The sequence below is a fragment of the Kitasatospora sp. NBC_01302 genome (assembly GCF_035976515.1).
Classification (GTDB): Bacteria; Actinomycetota; Actinomycetes; order Streptomycetales; family Streptomycetaceae; genus Kitasatospora.
Map to the genome: position 1 here is coordinate 286,436 of NZ_CP108404.1, position 17,862 is coordinate 304,297.

At 70.0% G+C, this 17,862-nt stretch carries 16 protein-coding genes; 10 read left to right on the top strand and 6 right to left on the bottom strand.

The genetic code is table 11. From position 1 onward, the window contains the following. Positions 1 to 37: 37 nt before the first annotated feature. The 3 genes from OG294_RS01395 to OG294_RS01405 all read right to left on the bottom strand — a co-directional run bounded on the left by OG294_RS01395 (position 38) and on the right by OG294_RS01405 (position 2,585). A complete protein-coding gene (locus tag OG294_RS01395) occupies positions 38 to 166 on the bottom strand; it encodes a hypothetical protein (RefSeq protein WP_327064500.1) in 129 nt (42 codons plus the stop codon). Positions 167 to 346: 180 nt separating this feature from the next. Further along, the gene (locus tag OG294_RS01400; protein ID WP_327064501.1) at positions 347 to 1,678 is read right to left on the bottom strand and encodes a hypothetical protein; all 1,332 of its coding nucleotides are present in this window, start codon (positions 1,676 to 1,678) and stop codon (positions 347 to 349) included. Between the two features lie 370 nt (positions 1,679 to 2,048). Continuing rightward, entirely contained in the window at positions 2,049 to 2,585 is a 537-nt protein-coding gene (locus OG294_RS01405; RefSeq protein ID WP_327064502.1) for a MarR family winged helix-turn-helix transcriptional regulator, read from the bottom strand. Positions 2,586 to 2,728: 143 nt separating this feature from the next. Here OG294_RS01405 and OG294_RS01410 point away from each other — a divergent pair, with 143 nt between their 5' ends. Together OG294_RS01410 and OG294_RS01415 are read left to right on the top strand one after the other, a co-directional pair. Continuing rightward, entirely contained in the window at positions 2,729 to 3,142 is a 414-nt protein-coding gene (locus OG294_RS01410) for an organic hydroperoxide resistance protein (RefSeq protein WP_327064503.1), read from the top strand. 358 nt (positions 3,143 to 3,500) lie between these two features. Continuing rightward, positions 3,501 to 4,145 carry a hypothetical protein gene (locus tag OG294_RS01415; protein WP_327064504.1) on the top strand — a complete coding sequence of 215 codons (645 nt, stop codon included), beginning with the start codon at positions 3,501 to 3,503 and terminating at the stop codon, positions 4,143 to 4,145. A 43-nt stretch (positions 4,146 to 4,188) separates the two neighbouring features. Here OG294_RS01415 and OG294_RS01420 read toward each other — a convergent pair whose 3' ends face one another. Both OG294_RS01420 and OG294_RS01425 read right to left on the bottom strand, forming a co-directional pair. Beyond that, positions 4,189 to 4,545, bottom strand: coding sequence for a VOC family protein (locus OG294_RS01420; protein WP_327064505.1), 357 nt, complete (start codon positions 4,543 to 4,545; stop codon positions 4,189 to 4,191). A gap of 238 nt (positions 4,546 to 4,783) precedes the next feature. Next, positions 4,784 to 5,413 (bottom strand): pyridoxamine 5'-phosphate oxidase family protein, encoded by a 630-nt coding sequence (locus tag OG294_RS01425; protein ID WP_327064506.1) that lies wholly within the window; start codon positions 5,411 to 5,413, stop codon positions 4,784 to 4,786. A 265-nt stretch (positions 5,414 to 5,678) separates the two neighbouring features. Between OG294_RS01425 and OG294_RS01430 the strand changes: the two genes are divergently transcribed. Continuing rightward, positions 5,679 to 7,937, top strand: coding sequence for a (Fe-S)-binding protein (locus OG294_RS01430; protein WP_327064507.1), 2,259 nt, complete (start codon positions 5,679 to 5,681; stop codon positions 7,935 to 7,937). Positions 7,938 to 8,049: 112 nt separating this feature from the next. Next, a complete protein-coding gene (locus tag OG294_RS01435; RefSeq protein ID WP_327064508.1) occupies positions 8,050 to 8,775 on the top strand; it encodes a dienelactone hydrolase family protein in 726 nt (241 codons plus the stop codon). Between the two features lie 163 nt (positions 8,776 to 8,938). On the opposite strand, the gene OG294_RS01440 is transcribed toward OG294_RS01435, so the two are convergent. Next, positions 8,939 to 9,925, bottom strand: coding sequence for an ornithine cyclodeaminase family protein (locus OG294_RS01440; RefSeq protein WP_327064509.1), 987 nt, complete (start codon positions 9,923 to 9,925; stop codon positions 8,939 to 8,941). Between the two features lie 380 nt (positions 9,926 to 10,305). On the opposite strand from OG294_RS01440, the gene OG294_RS01445 reads away from it, so the two are divergent. The 6 genes from OG294_RS01445 to OG294_RS01470 all read left to right on the top strand — a co-directional run bounded on the left by OG294_RS01445 (position 10,306) and on the right by OG294_RS01470 (position 17,861). Further along, the gene (locus tag OG294_RS01445) at positions 10,306 to 10,899 is read left to right on the top strand and encodes a hypothetical protein (protein ID WP_327064510.1); all 594 of its coding nucleotides are present in this window, start codon (positions 10,306 to 10,308) and stop codon (positions 10,897 to 10,899) included. A 181-nt stretch (positions 10,900 to 11,080) separates the two neighbouring features. Beyond that, entirely contained in the window at positions 11,081 to 11,935 is an 855-nt protein-coding gene (locus tag OG294_RS01450; RefSeq protein WP_327064511.1) for an SAM-dependent methyltransferase, read from the top strand. A 54-nt stretch (positions 11,936 to 11,989) separates the two neighbouring features. Beyond that, positions 11,990 to 15,067 (top strand): non-ribosomal peptide synthetase, encoded by a 3,078-nt coding sequence (locus tag OG294_RS01455; RefSeq protein WP_327064512.1) that lies wholly within the window; start codon positions 11,990 to 11,992, stop codon positions 15,065 to 15,067. 60 nt (positions 15,068 to 15,127) lie between these two features. After that, positions 15,128 to 15,439, top strand: coding sequence for a Dabb family protein (locus tag OG294_RS01460; protein WP_327064513.1), 312 nt, complete (start codon positions 15,128 to 15,130; stop codon positions 15,437 to 15,439). Positions 15,440 to 15,474: 35 nt separating this feature from the next. Further along, positions 15,475 to 16,905 (top strand): phenylacetate--CoA ligase family protein, encoded by a 1,431-nt coding sequence (locus tag OG294_RS01465; protein WP_327064514.1) that lies wholly within the window; start codon positions 15,475 to 15,477, stop codon positions 16,903 to 16,905. Continuing rightward, positions 16,902 to 17,861 (top strand): branched-chain amino acid transaminase, encoded by a 960-nt coding sequence (locus tag OG294_RS01470; RefSeq protein ID WP_327064515.1) that lies wholly within the window; start codon positions 16,902 to 16,904, stop codon positions 17,859 to 17,861. Before OG294_RS01465 ends, OG294_RS01470 begins: the two co-directional genes overlap by 4 nt. Position 17,862 lies beyond the last annotated feature (1 nt).

Sequence of the window (17,862 nt, forward strand, 5' to 3'; positions counted from 1 at the left end):
GGGCAGCTGTGCCCGGTACACCCGGGCCTGATCGTCGTCAGAGTTCGCCCGCCAGGATCCGGCGCTCCTTCTGCGGGTCGATACCGAGCACGTCGCCCTGCAGGCCCTGGGTGTAGGGCTCCTCGCGCGGGCCGCGTTCCTGCAGCCAGGCCCAGGTGTCGCGCACCGTCTCGGCGAGCGGGCGGCACCGCAGCCCGGCCGCCTCCGGTGTGCCTCGGTGTCGACGTCACAGACGATCCGGTGAGCAGCGCCGAACCGGGCGACGTCGGCAGCTTCCCGGCCAGATCCGCCGGAGCCGGCAGGCCGGTGGGGCCCGACCTTCGCATCGGGCCCACCTGAGGTCTGTTCAGTCCTCGCCGCGTGTGCGGGCGTAGACGTGCCAGTCGTTGGAGGTGGTGCCGGTGGGCAGCAGGTCGGTGCTGTCGTCGGTGAACACCACCGTCCTGCCGCTGTCGGAGAGGTAGGGCCCGTAGGCGGCACCGTCCTGCTGCGACCCGTCCGGGGCCGTGCTGACGGCCTCGGTGCGGCCGGTCGCCAGGTTCTGGCGGTAGAGGTCGAAACGGGCCTGCGAGGCGTGGATGACCGTGTCGGAGCAGCCACCGGAGAAGTAGACCCACCGGTCGTCGGCGCTGATGGCCGCCGAGGGGTCCGCCCAGCAGATCGCCGCCGGGTTGGTCGAGGTGCGGATGCTCCTCACCTGGCCCGTCCGCAGGTCCTGGACGAACAGCTCGGTGCGGGCCTTGCCGCCCGGCAGCGGGGCCGCGCCGAGCGCGTAGGCGGCGTAGCGGGCGTCGGGGCTGAGCCGGATGGTCGGGGACGCCGACCCGGCCGTGCCGTCGGCGGCGAGGCCGGCGAGGGTGGTGGTGCCCCGGTTCAGGTCGCGGGTGTAGAGGGTGGTGTAACGCCCGATGGCCGGGGAGGCGGCGGCGTTCGGCGTCCGGGCCGACGGCGGGAGCAGGTTCGAGGCGCTCGAGGTGAAGCCGACGGTACCGCCGTCCGCACTGATCGTCGGGTTGTCCGAGTTATTGTCGGCCGCCTGCCCGTCCACGCCGACCGAGGCCAGGCGGGTGCGGCCGGTGATGCGGTCGGTGACGTAGATGTTGCGCGTGTCCGGCTTGACGGGAGCACCGGGCACGAGGTCGGTGCGCACCGACATGTAGACGATGCTCCGACCGTCGGCGCTGATGGCCGGGTGGTAGGCGCCGAGGTCGTCCTGGGCTCCGCCGCTGGGGGTCCCGGCGCTGACGAGTCGGGTGCGGCCGCTGACGCGGTCGCGGACGTAGACGTTGTACGCACCATCCGCGGGCTGCCCGGGCGCCACCTGGGCCGCGCCGCTGGAGAACACAACGTACCGGCCGTCGCCGCTGATCCCCGCGACCTCGTCGAGCGCGGTCAGCGCAGTGCCGTCGTCGGCCCGGCTGACCAGCTCGGTGCGCCCGGTGCGCAGGTCGCGGACGTACAGGCCGAAGCCGATGTTCGCCCCGTCCGGCACCAGGTTCGTCGCCGACGAGCTGAACAGGGCGTAGCGGCCGTCCGCGCTGACTCCGAGGCCGGTCGACGCCTGGTCCGCCTGGACGCCGTTCGCGCCGAGGTCGACCTGGGCGGTGGGGCCCCAGGCCGGAGCCGCGGCCCGGGCGGGCACCGCAGTGCCGGCGACGGCCGCAGCAGTCGCCAACACGCAGGCGCCGAGGGCGAGTCTGCCTCTTGTGTGTGCCGTTCGGCTGATCGATTTCACGCTGACCGGTCCTCCCCGGATGGCTGTCCCCGGCCCACCCCTGCTCCCCCGCCGGTGGGTTCGGGGAGAGCCAATCGCCGGACGCCGACGACGGTCAACGGGGGCAGCGCAACCCGTCCGAAAAACGCCGTCGCCCGGCAGGGAGCGCCCAACTGCACTGCGGCTGCTGGGGCATATGGTGAACAGGGCTGCGCGCGTGGCGCCGGAGGCCACTGGTCACCAGGCGCACGCGGCGGCCCCCGTCGCCGGACGCAAGCGGCCCGACTCCGTGGCGGCCCGACACCCGCGGGATGCGCCGGGGCGGCGGACCCACTCAGGCCTCGCCGAAGTCCTCACCGAGTGCCTCGCCGACCGCCGCCTCGGTGCCGAACAGGTCCAGGGTGGCGGTCAGCTGCTCGAGCCGGGTGCGCAGCTCGCGGCCCTGCTCCGCGGTCATCCCGCTCGCGACCGCGATCTGCCGGGGCACCCGCTGGGCGGCGGCGCGCATCGCGGTGCCCTCCGCGGTGAGGCGCACGATCACCGAGCGCTCGTCCTCAGGGCTGCGCTCGCGCTGCACCAGGCCGGCCGCGTCCAGGCGCTTCAGCAGCGGGGAGAGCGTGCCGGAGTCCAGCCGGAGCAGTTCACCCAGCCGCTTGACCGGCAGGTCGCCGTGCTCCCAGAGCGTCAGCATCACCAGGTACTGCGGATAGGTCAGGCCGAGGTCCTGGAGCAGGCGGCGGTAGACCCGGTCGAAGGAGCGGGCGGCTGCGTGGACGGCGAAGCAGACCTGGAGGTCGAGCTGGAACAGGTCGAGGTCGGGGGGCAGATCCTCGCCGTTCGGCGGCTGGGTGCTCGGGTTCGCAGTGGCCATGCCCCAAGGATACAACTCGATCGCACATCATTTGATTGCGCACAATTTAATTGTGTGCCATGCTGGTGGAGCGGCCGAACCACTCGGCCGGCCCACCCGGGCACCCCACCGGGTGGTCGACGACGCACGAAGGACGATTCCTCATGGATGCCCTGTACACCGCTGTCGCCACCGCCAACGGCCGCGAGGGCCGCACGGTCAGCTCCGACGGCCGACTCGACCTCCAGCTCGCGTTCCCCGCGGCCCTGGGCGGCAACGGCGAGGGCACCAACCCCGAGCAGCTCTTCGCCGCCGGCTACGCGGCCTGCTTCGCCAGCGCCCTGGGCGCGGTCGGCCGGGCCGCGAAGATCGACACCAAGGACGCCTCGGTCACCGCCGAGGTCGGCATCGGCAAGGACACCGACGGCGGCTTCGGCCTCGCCGTCACGCTGCGCGTCGAGCTCCCCGACAGCCTGCAGGGCGAGCAGGGCCAGGCCCTGGTCGAGCAGGCGCACGCGTACTGCCCGTACTCCAAGGCCACCCGCGGCAACATCCCGGTCACCCTCGTCGTCGAGTAAGGCCGAGCAAGGCCGAGCAAGAACAAGCACCCCCGGCCCGCCCGGTGACACGCCGCGCGCGTTCACGGCGGGGGATGCGCGAGCGGCAGGGCGTCCGAGGCGGCGGCCTCGGACGCCCTGCCCTAGGATCAACAACTGCTTCCTGGGGCGAGTCCCCCGGGCTCAGGCGTGAAGTCCACTCGATCGTCTCGGAGTTGACCGACGTGCCGCCTGCCCCGAAGCGTGCGGCCGAGGAGTTCCTGGCGCTGTAGGCGGCCGAGAGCGGCCGCCGCGGCGCGGGGCCGGGCCGGTCCCACCACGCAGTCAGCCGCTTCACGGTCGCCGGGACTGCCCACAGGGCTGCACGTATGCTCGGACCGTGCAGCCACTCCCCACCCCCGGTGAACTGTTGACCGCGGCGTTCCCAGCCGATCTGGCCGATGACGTTCAAGCAGTTCTGGCGGTCGCACCTGCGCCTCTGCACCGGCCGGTCGGGCAGTTTTCGGTCCTGGTGCGGGGAGAGCAACTCGCCATCCCCGAGCGCATCTACAACGACGAGCCGCCGCCGGAAGCCGTTGCTGCCCTCTCGTTGCGTCAGCGACGAGTTCTGCACTGCCTGTATTCGCGGCACTGCGACGGCCGGGTCAGGCAACGCCACTTGGCGCAGGTCCTCGGTTCTGCGGACCCGTGGGTCATCCCGTTCGTCGTTCAACTCGTCGGCGAGTACGTCCTGGAGATCCTGGTCGACATCACCCATGGACTTCGCGGCCTCGGCGTCCCCGGGGACGGTTTCCGCCACGCCTACAGTGAGTTCATCGTGGCCAACCCGGCCTTCTTCGCCCGCACGCAACGGCGGGTCGTGAGCTACTGGAGCTGCTACTACCGCAACGCCTACCAGAGCTTCCAGGGCTACCCGGGTTGCACCCTCGTCGACCTTCTGCGCTCTGCCGCCGCGGCCGGCGCCGGCCGGCCCTGGCCCAGCCTCGCCCCCAAGGGCAGCACCAAGCTCCACGGCTACTGCTGAGGCCCGGCCACCGGCGACCTGCCCCGAGATCGCCCCCCGAAGGTCACACGGTTCCGCCCTTGCGTTCCACCAGTTCGTAGAGCTCGCCGTCCGGAGCGCGAAAGTGCAGGTACCGATCGCGCTCGTTCTCGCCGACCGGGCCCACCTCGACGCCTGCTTCACGCAGGACCACCGCTGCAGCAGCGAGATCGTCGACGAGAAGGCCGACAGAACGGGGCGCATCCCCCATCCCGCCGGGCGAGGACACCGCGAAGCTGGATCCGTCGGGCAGCTCGAACAAGTCAGCCTCAACGCCGTCCACCTGGGCACGGGGCAACAACAGGGTGTCGCCAAGGAAGCCGGCCATCTGCGAGCGATAGGGCGTGGACGTGCCGGCGAAGACGAGGCCGAGGATGCGCATGCGGCCATGGTCTTGCAACGCAGTTACCCCACCAACTGATTTTTCCGAGTCGGGCCGGGTCCAGGTGATCTCCCGCGAGTACGACGACCCGTCGGTGGCCCCGGCGAACGGCGCAACGCCCCAACCCCAGCAGCAACCCCGGGCCAAGCGCCGCTGGTTCGGCCGCTCCTGGCGGGAACCAGGGCCTCCTGTTGCCTGGTCGACTCGGCAGCATGCAGGGAAGCTGTGCAGGAGGCCCTTACTGGTACAGGCGCTCCAGGTACTGCGGGCCGTAGTACGCCTCCAGTTCTGCCACACTCTCCGGACGGCGATCGTGGGCCTTCGCGAGCACCGCACGGGAGGGCGCCGCGTCCGGCTCCCAGGTCTCCGGCTGCCAGACTCCGCCCCGCAGCAGGGCCCTGGGGCAGTGGTAGAAGACCTGGTCGATCTCGACCAGCAGGGCCAGCTGCGGACGGTTCCCCTTGACCACCATGTCGTCGAAGAACGGCGCGTCGCGCACGAGCCGCGCGCGGCCGTTGATGCGCAGCGTGTCGGGGCGGCCGGGGATCAGGTAGAGCAGCCCCACGTGGGGATTGGCCAGGATGTTGCGGAACCCGTCGGCCCGGCGGTTCCCGGGACGTTCGGGGATCGCGATCGTCGTGTCGTCCAGCACGAGCGTGAACCCGGCCGGGTCGCCCTTCGGTGACGCGTCGCAGCTTCCGTCGGCCCCCGAAGTCGCCACCACGCACAGCGACGAGGCGGCCAGCCACTGGCGGTCGTGCTCGTGCAGGCTCGGCCGCACCTTGACCAGCGCGCCCGGTGTCGGCTCGCCGAGCAGCTCCCCCAGTTCCTCCGGTGACGTCACCTCGACCAGGTCTGTGTGCAGCACGGACCTCACCCCCCTTCCCGTGGAATACGTGAACAGGTCGAGCGTAGACGACGGCCCGCCACCAGTGGCCGGACAAGGATGCCCCGAAGTCCGCACACCATCTTGCCCGCACACCGTGCCTCGCGCCGTGGTGGTCCCGGCGACGCAGATCACCAGCCGCACATCTTCAGGAAGCCTTCCATGCTCGGTAATCTGACTGCCCATCAGCACAAGGTTACCCGCCAGTAGGATCGAGCTTCCGCTCGCGCAGGTTGGAGGAGCCCTCATGCAACTCGCCGCGATCACCGTGTCGCTGGTCCTCGCCGTGGTCGGCGTGGCACTGTTCGGCCGAGCCTTCGCGCAGGTCTACCGGGTCGTCCGACTCGGCCAGGACGTCCCCGCGGGCACCCGCACCGACAACCGGGTCGCGCGGACGGTCACGGTGCTCCGGGAGTTTCTCGGCCACACCCGGATGAACCGGTGGAAGGTGGTCGGTGCAGCACACTGGTTCATCGCCATCGCCTTCCTCTCGCTCGTACTGACCTTGGCGAACGCCTTCGGCCAACTCTTCAGCGCCGACTGGACGCTTCCGATCATCGGCCACTGGGTGCCGTACGAGATGTTCGTCGAGTTCCTCGTCACGACGATGACGCTCGGCATTCTCGTGCTCATCGCCATCCGCCAGCTCAGCCACCCGAGGCGGGCCGGCCGCAAGTCACGCTTCGCCGGCTCGAACCTCGGCCAGGCGTACTTCGTCGAGGCCGTCATCCTCATCATCGGCATCTGCGACATGACGCTGGGCGGCCTGGAGGGAGCCCTCGTCCGCATCGGCCACTACGACGCCGCGCACTTCGCGTCCTACCCCCTGGTCCTCGCCTTCAGGGGAACGAGCACCGGCACCCTGCAGAACCTGGTCCTCCTGACCTCGACGATCAAGATCGCGACGTCCTTCATCTGGATGATCACGGTCTCGCTCAAGACCGACATGGGCGTCGCCTGGCACCGCTTCCTGGGCTTCCCGAACATCTGGTTCAAGCGCGAGGCGGACGGCGGGGTCGCGCTCGGCGCGCTGCAGCCCATGCACTCGGGCGGGCGGCCGATCGACTTCGAGGACCCGGCCGAGGACGCCGTCTTCGGCGTCTCGCAGGTCGAGCACTTCTCCTGGAAGGGCATCCTCGACTTCTCCACCTGCACCGAGTGCGGCCGCTGCCAGTCGCAGTGCCCGGCCTGGAACACCGGCAAGCCGCTGTCGCCGAAGCTGCTGATCATGAGCCTGCGCGAGCACACCTACGCCAAGGCGCCGTACCTGCTGGCCGGCGGCGGCAAGACCGCTCCGGAGGGAGGGCAGGGCTCGGGCAGCGAGAAGGCGACCGCGGAGCAGTTGAAGGACGTGCCGGCGGCGGCACTGGCCGAGGCGGAGCGTCCGCTGATCGGCACCGCCGAGGAGAACGGGGTGATCGACCCCGACGTGCTGTGGTCCTGCACCACCTGCGGTGCCTGCGTCGAGCAGTGCCCGGTGGACATCGAGCACATCGACCACATCGTCGACATGCGCCGCTACCAGGTGATGATCGAGTCCTCGTTCCCGACCGAGGCCGGGACGATGCTCAAGAACCTGGAGAACAAGGGCAACCCGTGGGGCATGGCCACCAAGGCGCGCCTGGACTGGGTCAAGGAGCTGAAGAAGGAGACCGGCATCGAGGTGCCGGTGATCGGCCAGGACATCGAGCCGGCCGAGGTCGAGTACCTCTACTGGGTCGGTTGCGCCGGTGCGTTGGAGGACCGGGCGAAGAAGACCACCAAGGCCTTCGCCGAACTGCTGCACACCGCCGGGGTCCGGTTCGCCATCCTGGGCAAGGAGGAGTCCTGCACCGGTGACTCGGCCCGCCGCCTGGGCAACGAGTTCCTGTTCCAGATGCTCGGTGCGCAGAACGTCGAGACGCTCAACGCCGCGCTGGAGACCGAGTCGACCGCCAAGGGGCCGAAGAAGCGGATCGTGGCCACCTGCCCGCACTGCTTCAACACCATCGCGAACGAATACCCGCAGCTCGGCGGCCACTTCGAGGTCATCCACCACACCCAGCTGCTGCAGCACCTGATCGACGAGGGCAAGCTGGTCCCGGTCAACCCGGTGGAGGGCCTGATCACGTATCACGACCCCTGCTACCTGGGTCGGCACAACAAGGTCTACAGCCCGCCGCGCGAGATCATGGACAAGGTCCCGGGGCTGCGCCAGCAGGAGATGCACCGTCACAAGGAACGCGGCTTCTGCTGCGGCGCCGGTGGCGCGCGGATGTGGATGGAGGAGCGGATCGGCAAGCGGATCAACACCGAGCGGGTGGACGAGGCGCTGTCGCTCAACCCCGACATCGTCTCCACCGCCTGCCCGTTCTGCCTGGTGATGCTCTCCGACTCGGTGAACGGCAAGAAGGCGTCGAACGGCGGCTCCGCCGCGGGCTCGGGCGCGGCCAAGAAGCACCTGAAGGTGGTCGACGTCGCGCAGCTGCTGCTGGACGCGGTCAAGGCCGACCCGCGCGTGTCCTGATGGGCCTCGCGAACCGGCTCGCGGCCCGACCAGCATCGGTACGCGACCGCGCCGTTCTGCCCACGGTGAAGACCGGCCCGATCGGGCTCGACGGTCACTACAGTCTGGTCTCATGACGACTGTCACCACACGCACGGTCGAATACCCGGCCGACGGACTGACGATGATCGGGCACCTTGCGCTCCCCGCCGGGGCCAGCCGCCGGCCCGCGGTCCTGATCGGGCCCGAGGGTCCGGGCCTGAACGACTTCCAGCGCCGCCGAGCCGACGCCCTCGCCGAACTGGGCTATGTGGCGCTGGCCTTCGACATCAACGGCGGGCGCTGGTTCACCGATCCCCAGGAGATGCTGGCGTACGTGACCCCGCTGCTCGCGGACCCCGACCGGATGCGGGGCATCGGCCACGCGGCGCTCGACGTACTGCTCGCCGAACCCCGGACCGACCCCGACCGGATCGCCGCCATCGGCTACGGCACCGGGGGCGCCATCGCGTTGGAGCTCGGGCGGGACGGCGTCGACCTGCGCGCGATCGGGACGGTCAACGCACTGACCACGGGGCGGCCGGGCGAGGCCGCGCGCATCCGCTGCCCCGTGTGGGCCGGGGTGGGATCGGCGGACCCGATCATGCCCGCCGAGCGGCGGGACGCCTTCACCGCCGAACTGCAGGCCGCGGGCGTCGACTGGCGCCTCGTGGTCTACGGCGGAGCTCTGCACGCCTTCCACCACCCGCCGGTCGACCACACCGTGCTCCCCGGCGTCGGCCACCACCCGCAGCACGCGCAGCGAGCCTGGCGCGACATCGTCGGCCTGCTCGCCGAGTGCGTGCCGGTAGCGGCGTGAGCCGGAGCGTCAAAAGTGCGTGCGGCGTGAACGACAGCGGCCAGATCGAGCCCAACTGGCCGCTATCAAAACGCGGTGCCCGCGCACGGTTGTTGAGCGTTGCGCTCAGTGCGGGCGGTGGCAGGGGCCTGCCCGGAGGGGCGTAGATTCCGGTGCCGTCGAGTCAGTCGAGCTTGATGCACTGGCCCAGTCCCTGAGCCGCCGCTGCCTCGGCGATGGCGAAGCCGGACATGATGTCCTGCACGCCGAGCCCGAGCGACTTGAAGACGGTGACCTCGCGTTCCTCGCGGCGTCCCGGATGGGCTCCCAGCAGCACCTCGCCCAGTTCCGCCTGAATGTGGTCAAGTCCGATCAGCCCCTCCGTGATCGGCGCTCGCAGGTCACCGGACTCCGCTGCGGCGGATTCCCGACTGTCCACGAAGAAGGACGCCTTGGCCACTGCCGCGGAGGAGAGCTCGCGGTGGTCCAGGAAGGAAGCACCGACAGCATTGACGTGCACTCCGGGGGCAAGGTCTGCGGCCTCGACGAGGGGTTCCTTGGCCGCTGTCGCGGTGCACACCAGATCCGCCCCGGCCAGGGCCTCCGCGGGGCTGTCCGTGACCTCCACCTCGATGCCGAGCTCGGTGGCCGCCCATGCGCGGTACGCGTCGGCGTTGGCACGGGTGCGGCTCCAGACTCGAACTCTCCGAAGTGGCCTGACCACCTGCATGGCCTCCAGATGGCTGCGGGCCTGGACACCCGAGCCGAGGACGGCGAGATCCCCGGCATCCCGCCGTGCCAGGGCATCGGTGGCGGCGGCGGAGACCGAGGCGGTGCGGATGGCGGTCACTGCTCCGGCATCCATCAGCGCGAGCGGAGCGCCGGTGTCGGGGTGGAAGACGAGGACGACGCCGATGTGCAGTTCCAGACCGCGGGCCGGATTCTCGGGCTTGAGCACCATGGCCTTCACCCCGTACCCCGCCCACCCCTCTCCCGAAACGAAGCCAGGCATGGTGCCGAGCAGGCCGGTGTCCTTCTCCGGGCGAAGAATGGTGCGCAGGGGCAGGTCCACCATCTTTTTGCTGTACCGGCGCATCGCCTCCGCCATGACCTGTGTGGCCTCCCGCATCGGGTAGACCTTGCGCACGGTGGCGCGGTCGATCAGGAGCATCGTGAACTCTTCTCGTTGAGGACCCCGCGACCGCCCATGTGACGTGTGGTTGGCCAGTCACCGCGATGGTATCGACAGCATGCGGCCGAGCCGATGAATTGAGAGAGACCGGAATGGTTGCGAATCGTCCGAGTCGGCGCTTTCCCGCGGCTCAAGAGAATTCAGATCGTCATATACACGTAAATACTGTCGCCTCTCTCTGGCGACTCTTCCTTGTCCGTGCCCGCATTCGAGTGAACACGATCTTTGGTGCGTGACATTTTTCTGTTCGTTCGGATTTACTGCACCTGAACAGATGTCCGACCGGTTGCGTATCGTTGCCGATGCGTTCCGCATGCGGCCTGTTTCCCGATCAGCTGACAAGTGGAAGGAACTGAGAGGTGCAGACCTCATCGAGAATTCGTACGGGCGGCTCGCGTCGTTCGACGCTGCGTGGCCGTACGGTCGCGGTTGCCGCCGGCATCGCGCTGCTGCTCACCGCCGGCCCGGCCCTGGCGGAGGCGAAGCCCAAGGCCGACAGCCGCACCATCGACCTTGCCTGCCGGGGAACTGCCAAGGCCAAGGTCATGGACAAGGTGACCGATGACCCGCAGCTGATCCACTGGACCGTGGACGGCGTACTGACCAACTGCAACACCGGGGACGACCAGGAGGCCCCGACGGGTGACGGTGCCGTGCACGAGGTCGGCCACGAGATGGCCAGCTGCACCGCCGCGGACTTCCACAGCGCGAGGTGGGCGCAGGACATCATCTGGTCCACCGGCGAGAAGAGCCACATCGAGGGTGCCTTCGCCTTCGACAACCACGACGGTGATGAGGTCCTGACCAGGGCCGTCGGCAAGGTGCTGTCCGGCCCGTACCAGGGTGACAGCCTCGAGGAGACCAGCATCGTCATGACCACCCACCCCAAGCCCTGCGAGGAGGCGGGCCTGACGTCCAACGACGTCGTGGGAACCTTCGAGTTCTGGCACTGAACCCGGGCCGCTCCCCTTATCCGAGCACCGGGAGAAGGTGTGCTCGCGGCCCGGCCGCGGGCACACCTCGGATCTCCTCGCCCATTCTTTCCGCCGTCGGGCACAGTCCGCGGTTCTTCTGATTTCCGTCCTGATCGGCTGTTTTCCGTAGCCAGCATCCCGAGAGTGAGGATGGTTCACCATGTCCGGTGACACGAACGTCGACTTCTATGAGAGCAGTCCGGAATTCGTCCGGGTCTGGGCGGATTCGAGACTGACCATCAGCTCCGCGCTGTGGCAGGGCTGCCTGGACCTGGACCTCGACCGGGCCCAGGAGCAGAAGCTCAACCTGATGGCCGATCTTGCGGATTTCAAGCCCGGTGGAAAGGTCCTCGACATCGGTTGCGGATACGGCGGTCTCCTGACCTTCGCCGTCGACGAGCGCAAGGTCGGCCACGCTCTCGGGATCACCACGTCAGCGTCCCAGGCGGGGCATGTCAAATCGTTGGGCAATCCCGCCGTCGAGGTCAGCGACTGCGACTTCTGGGACCTTCCCGTCGAGACGGCCGGCTTCGACTCCGTGGTCGCGGTGCAGTCGTTGGAGCACGTGCTGGCAGGCGCCCCGGCCGACTGCGGGAGCGATCCGAAGGCCATGCGGGAGATGCTCCGGCGCATTCACGCGTGGACGGTGCCGGGAGGCCGGTTCGCCGCCGAGGTATGCGTCGCCGGACCGGCCGAGACCCGGGACGACCTGCACGAGCAACTCGACGCGGAGGTGCTCAGGAACTCCCGGCAGGCCATCATGCCGCGCCTGGGTGACCTCCTCAACGCCGGCTCCGGCCTGTGGGAGCCGGTCAGCATCGTGACCCAGCACGAGGACATGCTGCGCACCCTGGAGGCGGCCGGTTCCCGGCTCTCGGAGCGCGAGCAGGAGGCTCGGGCCATCGGCGGCGACCGCCTCTACCAGGCCACCTGCGAGACGGTGCGCGGAACAACCGCGGCGGTGCGCGGCGGGATCATGAGAATCGCCTGGATCTCGTGGAAGCGGATCGACTGACGGTCCCGGCATCGAAGGGCGCGGAATCTCACAGGGTCAACCGAAGTGATCATCATGGGAAATGTCGTGGAAGCCGCTGCCCCTCTTCGGCCGGCCGCACCGGATTCGGGGGACCTTTCGCTCTCTGAGCTGCTCACCCGGCAGGCAGCCCGGACCCCCGGGGCGCCGGCGGTACGGGACGGGGGGCGGGAGCTGTCGTACCGGGAACTCGACGACATGGCTGCCGCTGTCGCCGGCGCGCTGACGGACCGCGGTGTGCGCCCCGGGATGACGGTCGGGGTGCTCGGGACCCGGTCCTGGGAGTCCACGGTCGCGCTGTGCGGCGTGCTGAAGGCGGGTTCCGTCGCCGTCCCGCTGGATGCCCATCACCCGTCCGCACGGATGAGCGACATGATGGTCGACTCCGGGGCGGACGTGGTTGTGCTGCTGACCGGTCACCGATCCGTCTGCGAGTCGCTGCCGGTGCGATGGCTGCCCTTCGCCGAAGCAGTTGAGCACCGGCCGACCGGGCTTGCGCAGCCCGCTCCGGGCGACCGGACGCGCCAGGCACAGGATGCCGCGTACATCCTGTTCACCTCGGGTACCACGGGACGGCCGAAGGCGGTGGTGGTGCCCCACAAGGCGGTGGCGCGGCTCGGTCTCGACGGTCTTCCGTGGTGCGCGGGGCCGGGCAAGCGGGTCCTGCAGACCTTCGGCCTGTCGTTCGACGGGTCACTGATGGAGGTGTGGTCGACACTGCTCAACGGCGGCTGCCTGGTGGTGGCGGGGCCCAACGAGCTGCTCGATCCCAATGCGCTGCAGGCCCTGATGGACCGCGAGCAGGTCAGCCACGCCTTCCTGACCATGAGCCTGTTCCACCACGCGGTCCGCTTCCGACCCGGCATCTTCGCAGGGTTGGAGATGGTGCTGACGGGTGGTGAGGCCATGGCCGTCGGGCTCGCCCGTGCGGTCCTCGACAGCGGTGCGCCGCGCCAGCTCATCCACGGCTACGGCGTGACCGAGGCGGGCATCCTGGTCACCACGCATGACCTCCGCAGCATCGCGCGGGATGCGGCTTCCGTTCCCATCGGGCAGCCGGTGGCGGGCAGCGAGTGCCACGTCCTGCTGGAAGACGGCAGCCCGGCGCTCCCCGGCCAGGAAGGCAAGCTGTACATCGGCGGTGACGGGCTGGCGCTGGGCTATCTGGGGCGTGCGGAGGAGACCAGGAGGGCGTTCGTCACCATGGCCGTCGGCGGCCGGGCCGGCGTCCGGCTGTACCACAGCGGCGACCGGGCCCGGTGGAACCCCGACGGAACCCTGGAATTCCTCGGACGGTCCGACCGCCAGGTGAAGATCCGCGGATGCCGGATCGAACTGGACGCCCTGGAGGCGCAGATGCGAGCGCACCCGGACGTCGCCGAGGCAGCCGTCCTGCTTCGGGGGGAGGACGACATGAGCAGGACGCTGAGTGCCTTCGTCACCTCCGCTCGCCCGGACCGTCCCGTTCACCCGGAGCAGGTGCGCATGTTCCTGGCCGAGCGGCTGCCAGCGCACAGCATCCCCACTCCGATCAGACCCGTGGACCGGTTCCCGCTCACCGACAACGGAAAGATCGACTACGCCGCCCTACGGGCCGACCTCCAGGCACCCGCGAACGCCAGGCCGGGGCAGGACGGCGCACCGGCGGACGACGACCCCGTGCGCCGCATCTGGGCCGACAGCCTGGGTGTGTCGGTCCACCCGGACACCCACTTCTTCGAAGCCGGCGGGAACTCCCTGCTTGCGGCACACGTCGTGAACCGCACGCTCACCGCACTCGATCTGCCCCCGGACCGGTTCCGACCGCTGCTTCGCAGCCTGCTGGCCCAGCCCGCCTTCTCGGCCCACCGTGCCGCGCTGGCCGGATTCCGCGAGTCCGGTTCCGCTCCGGTGCCCGACCCGGCCGAGCACGCCTATTTCGAGGCCGAGGCTTCGCTCGATCTGACGCTGCCTCCGCTCGACCGGCCGGCGGTCGGTAGCGGCCCAGTGCGTCGCGTTCTCCTCACCGGGGCCACCGGCTTCCTGGGCGCCTTCCTGCTGGAGCGCCTGATGCGCCACCCCGACATCGTCGTTCACTGCCTGGTGCGGGCCGGTGACCCGGACCACGCGCGCGACCGCGTCCGCGCCAACCTGCTGCGGTACGGGATCGAGCAGCCCGATCCACAACGGATCGAGGTCCACCCGGCCGACCTGTCCCGCGCCGGGCTGGGCCTGGCGACGGAGGACCGGCGACGGCTCGCGGACTCGATCGACCTCGTCCTGCACAACGCCGCCCACGTCAACTTCATCTACCCGTACAGCGCGCTGCGCGGCCCCAACGTGACCGCGGTCCGCGAGCTGATCGGCCTGGCCGCGGCCCGGCGCATCCCGCTGCACCACGTCTCCAGCGTCGCCGTGCTGGCGGGCAGCGGTGCCGCGGGCGTCCGGCAGTTCACCGAGACCAGCCCGCTGAGCCATCCCGAACTGATCAGCCTGGGGTACGGCGAGTCGAAGTGGGTCGCCGAACGCCTGCTGCAACACGCCGCCCGGGCCGGACTGCCGGTCACCGTCTACCGGCCGTACGAGATCACCGGGCACAGCCGTACCGGCGCGTGGAACACCGACACCGCGCTGTGCGCTCTCCTGGACGCGATCACCCGGCTCGGGGCCGCCCCGGCCATCCGGCTGCCGTTCGACCTGGTTCCCGTCGATTCCGTCGCTGATGCGATCGTCGGCGTGGCGACCACCTACCCGCACGTCGCAGGGGTGTTCCACCTGACCAATCCGCGCCCCGCACTGCTCTGCGACATGGTCGGCCGGCTGCGCGCCGCCGGGCACACCATCCGGGAGCTGCCCTACCGCGACTGGGTGCAGCTGGTGCTGGAACACGTCCGCGAACACCCTGACACGTTGATCGCCCCGTTCGCGCCGCTGTTCGCCACCCGCGCCAACCACGCGGACATCAGCGTCAAGGAGCTGTTCCTGGAATCCGTCTTCCCCCGCATGGACCAGACCCGCATCCAGCAGATCTGGCCGAACTGGAAGCGGTCCTGCCCGGCCGTCGACACCGCGCTCCTCGACCACTACGTCCACCACCTGCACGCCGGCGGGCTGCTCGCCGCCCGCGCGCACTGACCTCGGACCGTCGCGGCGGTCGGCCTCCGCCGCCGTGACGCCCGCCCTCCAGAGGAATCGATGATCCGCCACATCGCCTTGTTCAAGCTCAAACCGGACTACAGCTGGGACGACCCGGCCGTGGCCGAGGCCGAGCGGATCGCCGCCCGCATCGGCGCCGAAGTCCCCGAACTGCTGCACTGGCAGACCGGCCGGAACACCTCGGCCCGGCCGATCGCCTACGACTTCGCGGTGATCGGCCTGCTCGCGGACCAGGAAGCGCTGGAGCGCTACCTCGTCCACCCGTTCCACCGACAGGCCATCGAGAAGTGGCGGCCGATCAGCGACTGGGTGGTGGCCGACCTCGTCGAGCCGGAACCCGCCCTCGTCTGAGCCCACCCCGCTCCCCCCAACCGCACAGGACGCCCATGTTCACGATCTACCGTCCCGAGCTGGCCGGCCCGGCCGTCGAACTCCGCGACCAGCACCGCTCGTTCCTCGCCGGCCAGTGGGACCGGACCGGTCTGGCAGAGCACCAGCTCACGTCGGTGCGCCGGACACTCCGCTACGTCAAGGAGAACTCCTCCTTCTACCGTGCCCACCTCGCCGCAGTCGACCCGTCCACCATCACCACCTTGGACGAGCGCGCCCTCGCAGGCATCCCGTTCACCACCAAGGACGACCTGCGCGGCGCCCAGCACGGCCTGCTGTCCCGGCCGCTCGCCGACGCCTGGATCTTCTACGAGACCACGGGCACCACCGGCTGCTCCACTCCCTGCCCGCGCGACGATATCGACTCGCTCGCCAACAACACCGTCCTCACGCACTACTACGGGACAGTCTTCCGCCAGTACGGTGATGACCAGGTCATCGGGGTGGCAGGGCCGACCGAGCTGCACGCTTTCTCGGACACCTTCGGCGACGTCTGCCGCAACCTCGGCCTGGCCGTGGCGAAGATGTGGCCGCACTCCCCGATGGTCGGCTTCGACCGGGCTCTGGAGGTGATGCGGTCCTTCCCGATCACTGGCCTGTTCTGCACCCCTGGCATGGCACTGACGCTCGCCAAACGGGCCGTCGCCGCCGGGCTCGACCCGCGCCGGGACTTCCGCCTCGACGTCCTGATGACCACCGGCGAACTCGCCTCGCCCAGCCTGATCGCCAACCTCGGCGAGATCTGGGGGGCTCAGGCCTACAACGCCCTGTACGCCTCGCAGGAGGCCTCGGTGATGGGCGCCGCCGCCGCCGACGGGCGGCTGTACACCGCTCCGCTCATCTCGTACAACGAAGTTGTCGACCCGGAGACCGACCGCTGGGTGCAGCCCGGCGCGGACGGCACCCGGGAAGGAGAACTGGTCGTCACCCACCTGTACCAGGGTGCCAAGCCGCTGGTCCGGTACCGTACCGGCGACCTGGTCAGGATCACCGATCCGCGTCCGGGGCAGAGCGTTCCGGCTCCGTCGATCGCCGCCCTCGGCCGGGTCCGTGACCGACTCGTCCTCAACGGGCACCTGATCACCGGCTACGACCTGGAGCACCTGCTGCTGCGTCATCTGCGCGGCTACCTGGACTACCAGATCACCATCGACCGCGTGGACGGTACCGACCGGCTCTCCCTGACCCTCCAGCTGCCAGGCCGTGCGGGCGCGGCCGCCGTCGCCCAGGGCGCCGCCCGCGCGGTCGAGCAGTGCCGCGACGAACTCGGCACCGAGCTGGAGGTCGGCACCGGCACCCTCGGCAGCATCACCACCACCGGCGCGATGGTCAGCTGGAAGGCCGCCCGGGTCATCGACCTGCGTGCGGGCGGCCAGGACGCCGAGGCGTCGGCCGCCGCCAAGATCGCGGCCGGGAGGACTCGATGACTACCCGGGCGAGGCCCGCCATCGCCGCCATGGCCTACCACCAGGGTGCGTTCGTCCCGTTCGCCGAGGCCGGTCTGCCGCTCACCACCCAGGCCCTGCAGTACGGCACCGGGGTCTTCGAGGGCATCCGTGCGCACACCTGCGCCGATGGCGGGAAACTGGTGCTCTTCCGGGTCCGCGACCATTACGAGCGCTTCCTGCGCTCCTGCCGCCTCCTGCGCATCGAGACCGGGCACACCGTCGACGAACTGGTCGAGATCACCTGTGAGCTGCTCCGGCGCAACGGCACCACCGCCGACACCTACCTGCGGCCACTCGGTTACAAGCTCGCTCTGCTACCCGGCACGCGGCCCGGCGTCGGCCTGAGCGGCGTCTCCGACGCCCTGTCGATCACCGGCTTCCCGATGGGCGCCTACACCCCGCCCGGCGGCATCCGCTGCACGGTCAGCTCCTGGGTGCGGCCGCGCAGTGCTGCGATCCCGATCCACGCCAAGGTCACCGGAGGGTACGTCAACAACGCGCTTGCCGCCGACGAGGCCAGGGCGGCCGGATACGACGACGCGATCCTGCTCGACGACCGTGGCCGGGTCTGCGAGGCCAGCACCGCGAACGTCTTCGCAGCTCGTTCCGGCCGACTGCTCACCCCGCCCGCCACCGCGGACCTGTTGCCCGGCATCACTCGGGACACCGTGCTGGCCCTCGCCGCCGATCTCGGCATCGAGACCGCCGAACACGAGTTGGACGTGTCCGATCTACGCTGTGCCGACGAGGTCTTTCTCACCGGCACCGGCATCGGAATCACCCCGGTCAACGAGGTTTCCGGGCACCCGATCGGCGCCGGCGAACCCGGCCCGATCGCCCGAAGCCTCGCCCACCACTACGCCCGGACCATCCGCGGCGGCGGAGACGTTCGACACCACCACTGGCTCACCTCCGTCCGGATCGACCAAGGCTGAA

Coding starts and splice junctions, on each gene's coding strand:
- OG294_RS01405 (WP_327064502.1), bottom strand. CDS start 2,585: ATGGCCACTGCGAACCCGAGCACCCAGCCGCCGAACGGCGAGGATCTG.
- OG294_RS01410 (WP_327064503.1), top strand. CDS start 2,729: ATGGATGCCCTGTACACCGCTGTCGCCACCGCCAACGGCCGCGAGGGC.
- OG294_RS01420 (WP_327064505.1), bottom strand. CDS start 4,545: ATGCGCATCCTCGGCCTCGTCTTCGCCGGCACGTCCACGCCCTATCGC.
- OG294_RS01430 (WP_327064507.1), top strand. CDS start 5,679: ATGCAACTCGCCGCGATCACCGTGTCGCTGGTCCTCGCCGTGGTCGGC.
- OG294_RS01435 (WP_327064508.1), top strand. CDS start 8,050: ATGACGACTGTCACCACACGCACGGTCGAATACCCGGCCGACGGACTG.
- OG294_RS01440 (WP_327064509.1), bottom strand. CDS start 9,925: ATGCTCCTGATCGACCGCGCCACCGTGCGCAAGGTCTACCCGATGCGG.
- OG294_RS01450 (WP_327064511.1), top strand. CDS start 11,081: ATGTCCGGTGACACGAACGTCGACTTCTATGAGAGCAGTCCGGAATTC.
- OG294_RS01455 (WP_327064512.1), top strand. CDS start 11,990: ATGGGAAATGTCGTGGAAGCCGCTGCCCCTCTTCGGCCGGCCGCACCG.
- OG294_RS01460 (WP_327064513.1), top strand. CDS start 15,128: ATGATCCGCCACATCGCCTTGTTCAAGCTCAAACCGGACTACAGCTGG.
- OG294_RS01465 (WP_327064514.1), top strand. CDS start 15,475: ATGTTCACGATCTACCGTCCCGAGCTGGCCGGCCCGGCCGTCGAACTC.
- OG294_RS01470 (WP_327064515.1), top strand. CDS start 16,902: ATGACTACCCGGGCGAGGCCCGCCATCGCCGCCATGGCCTACCACCAG.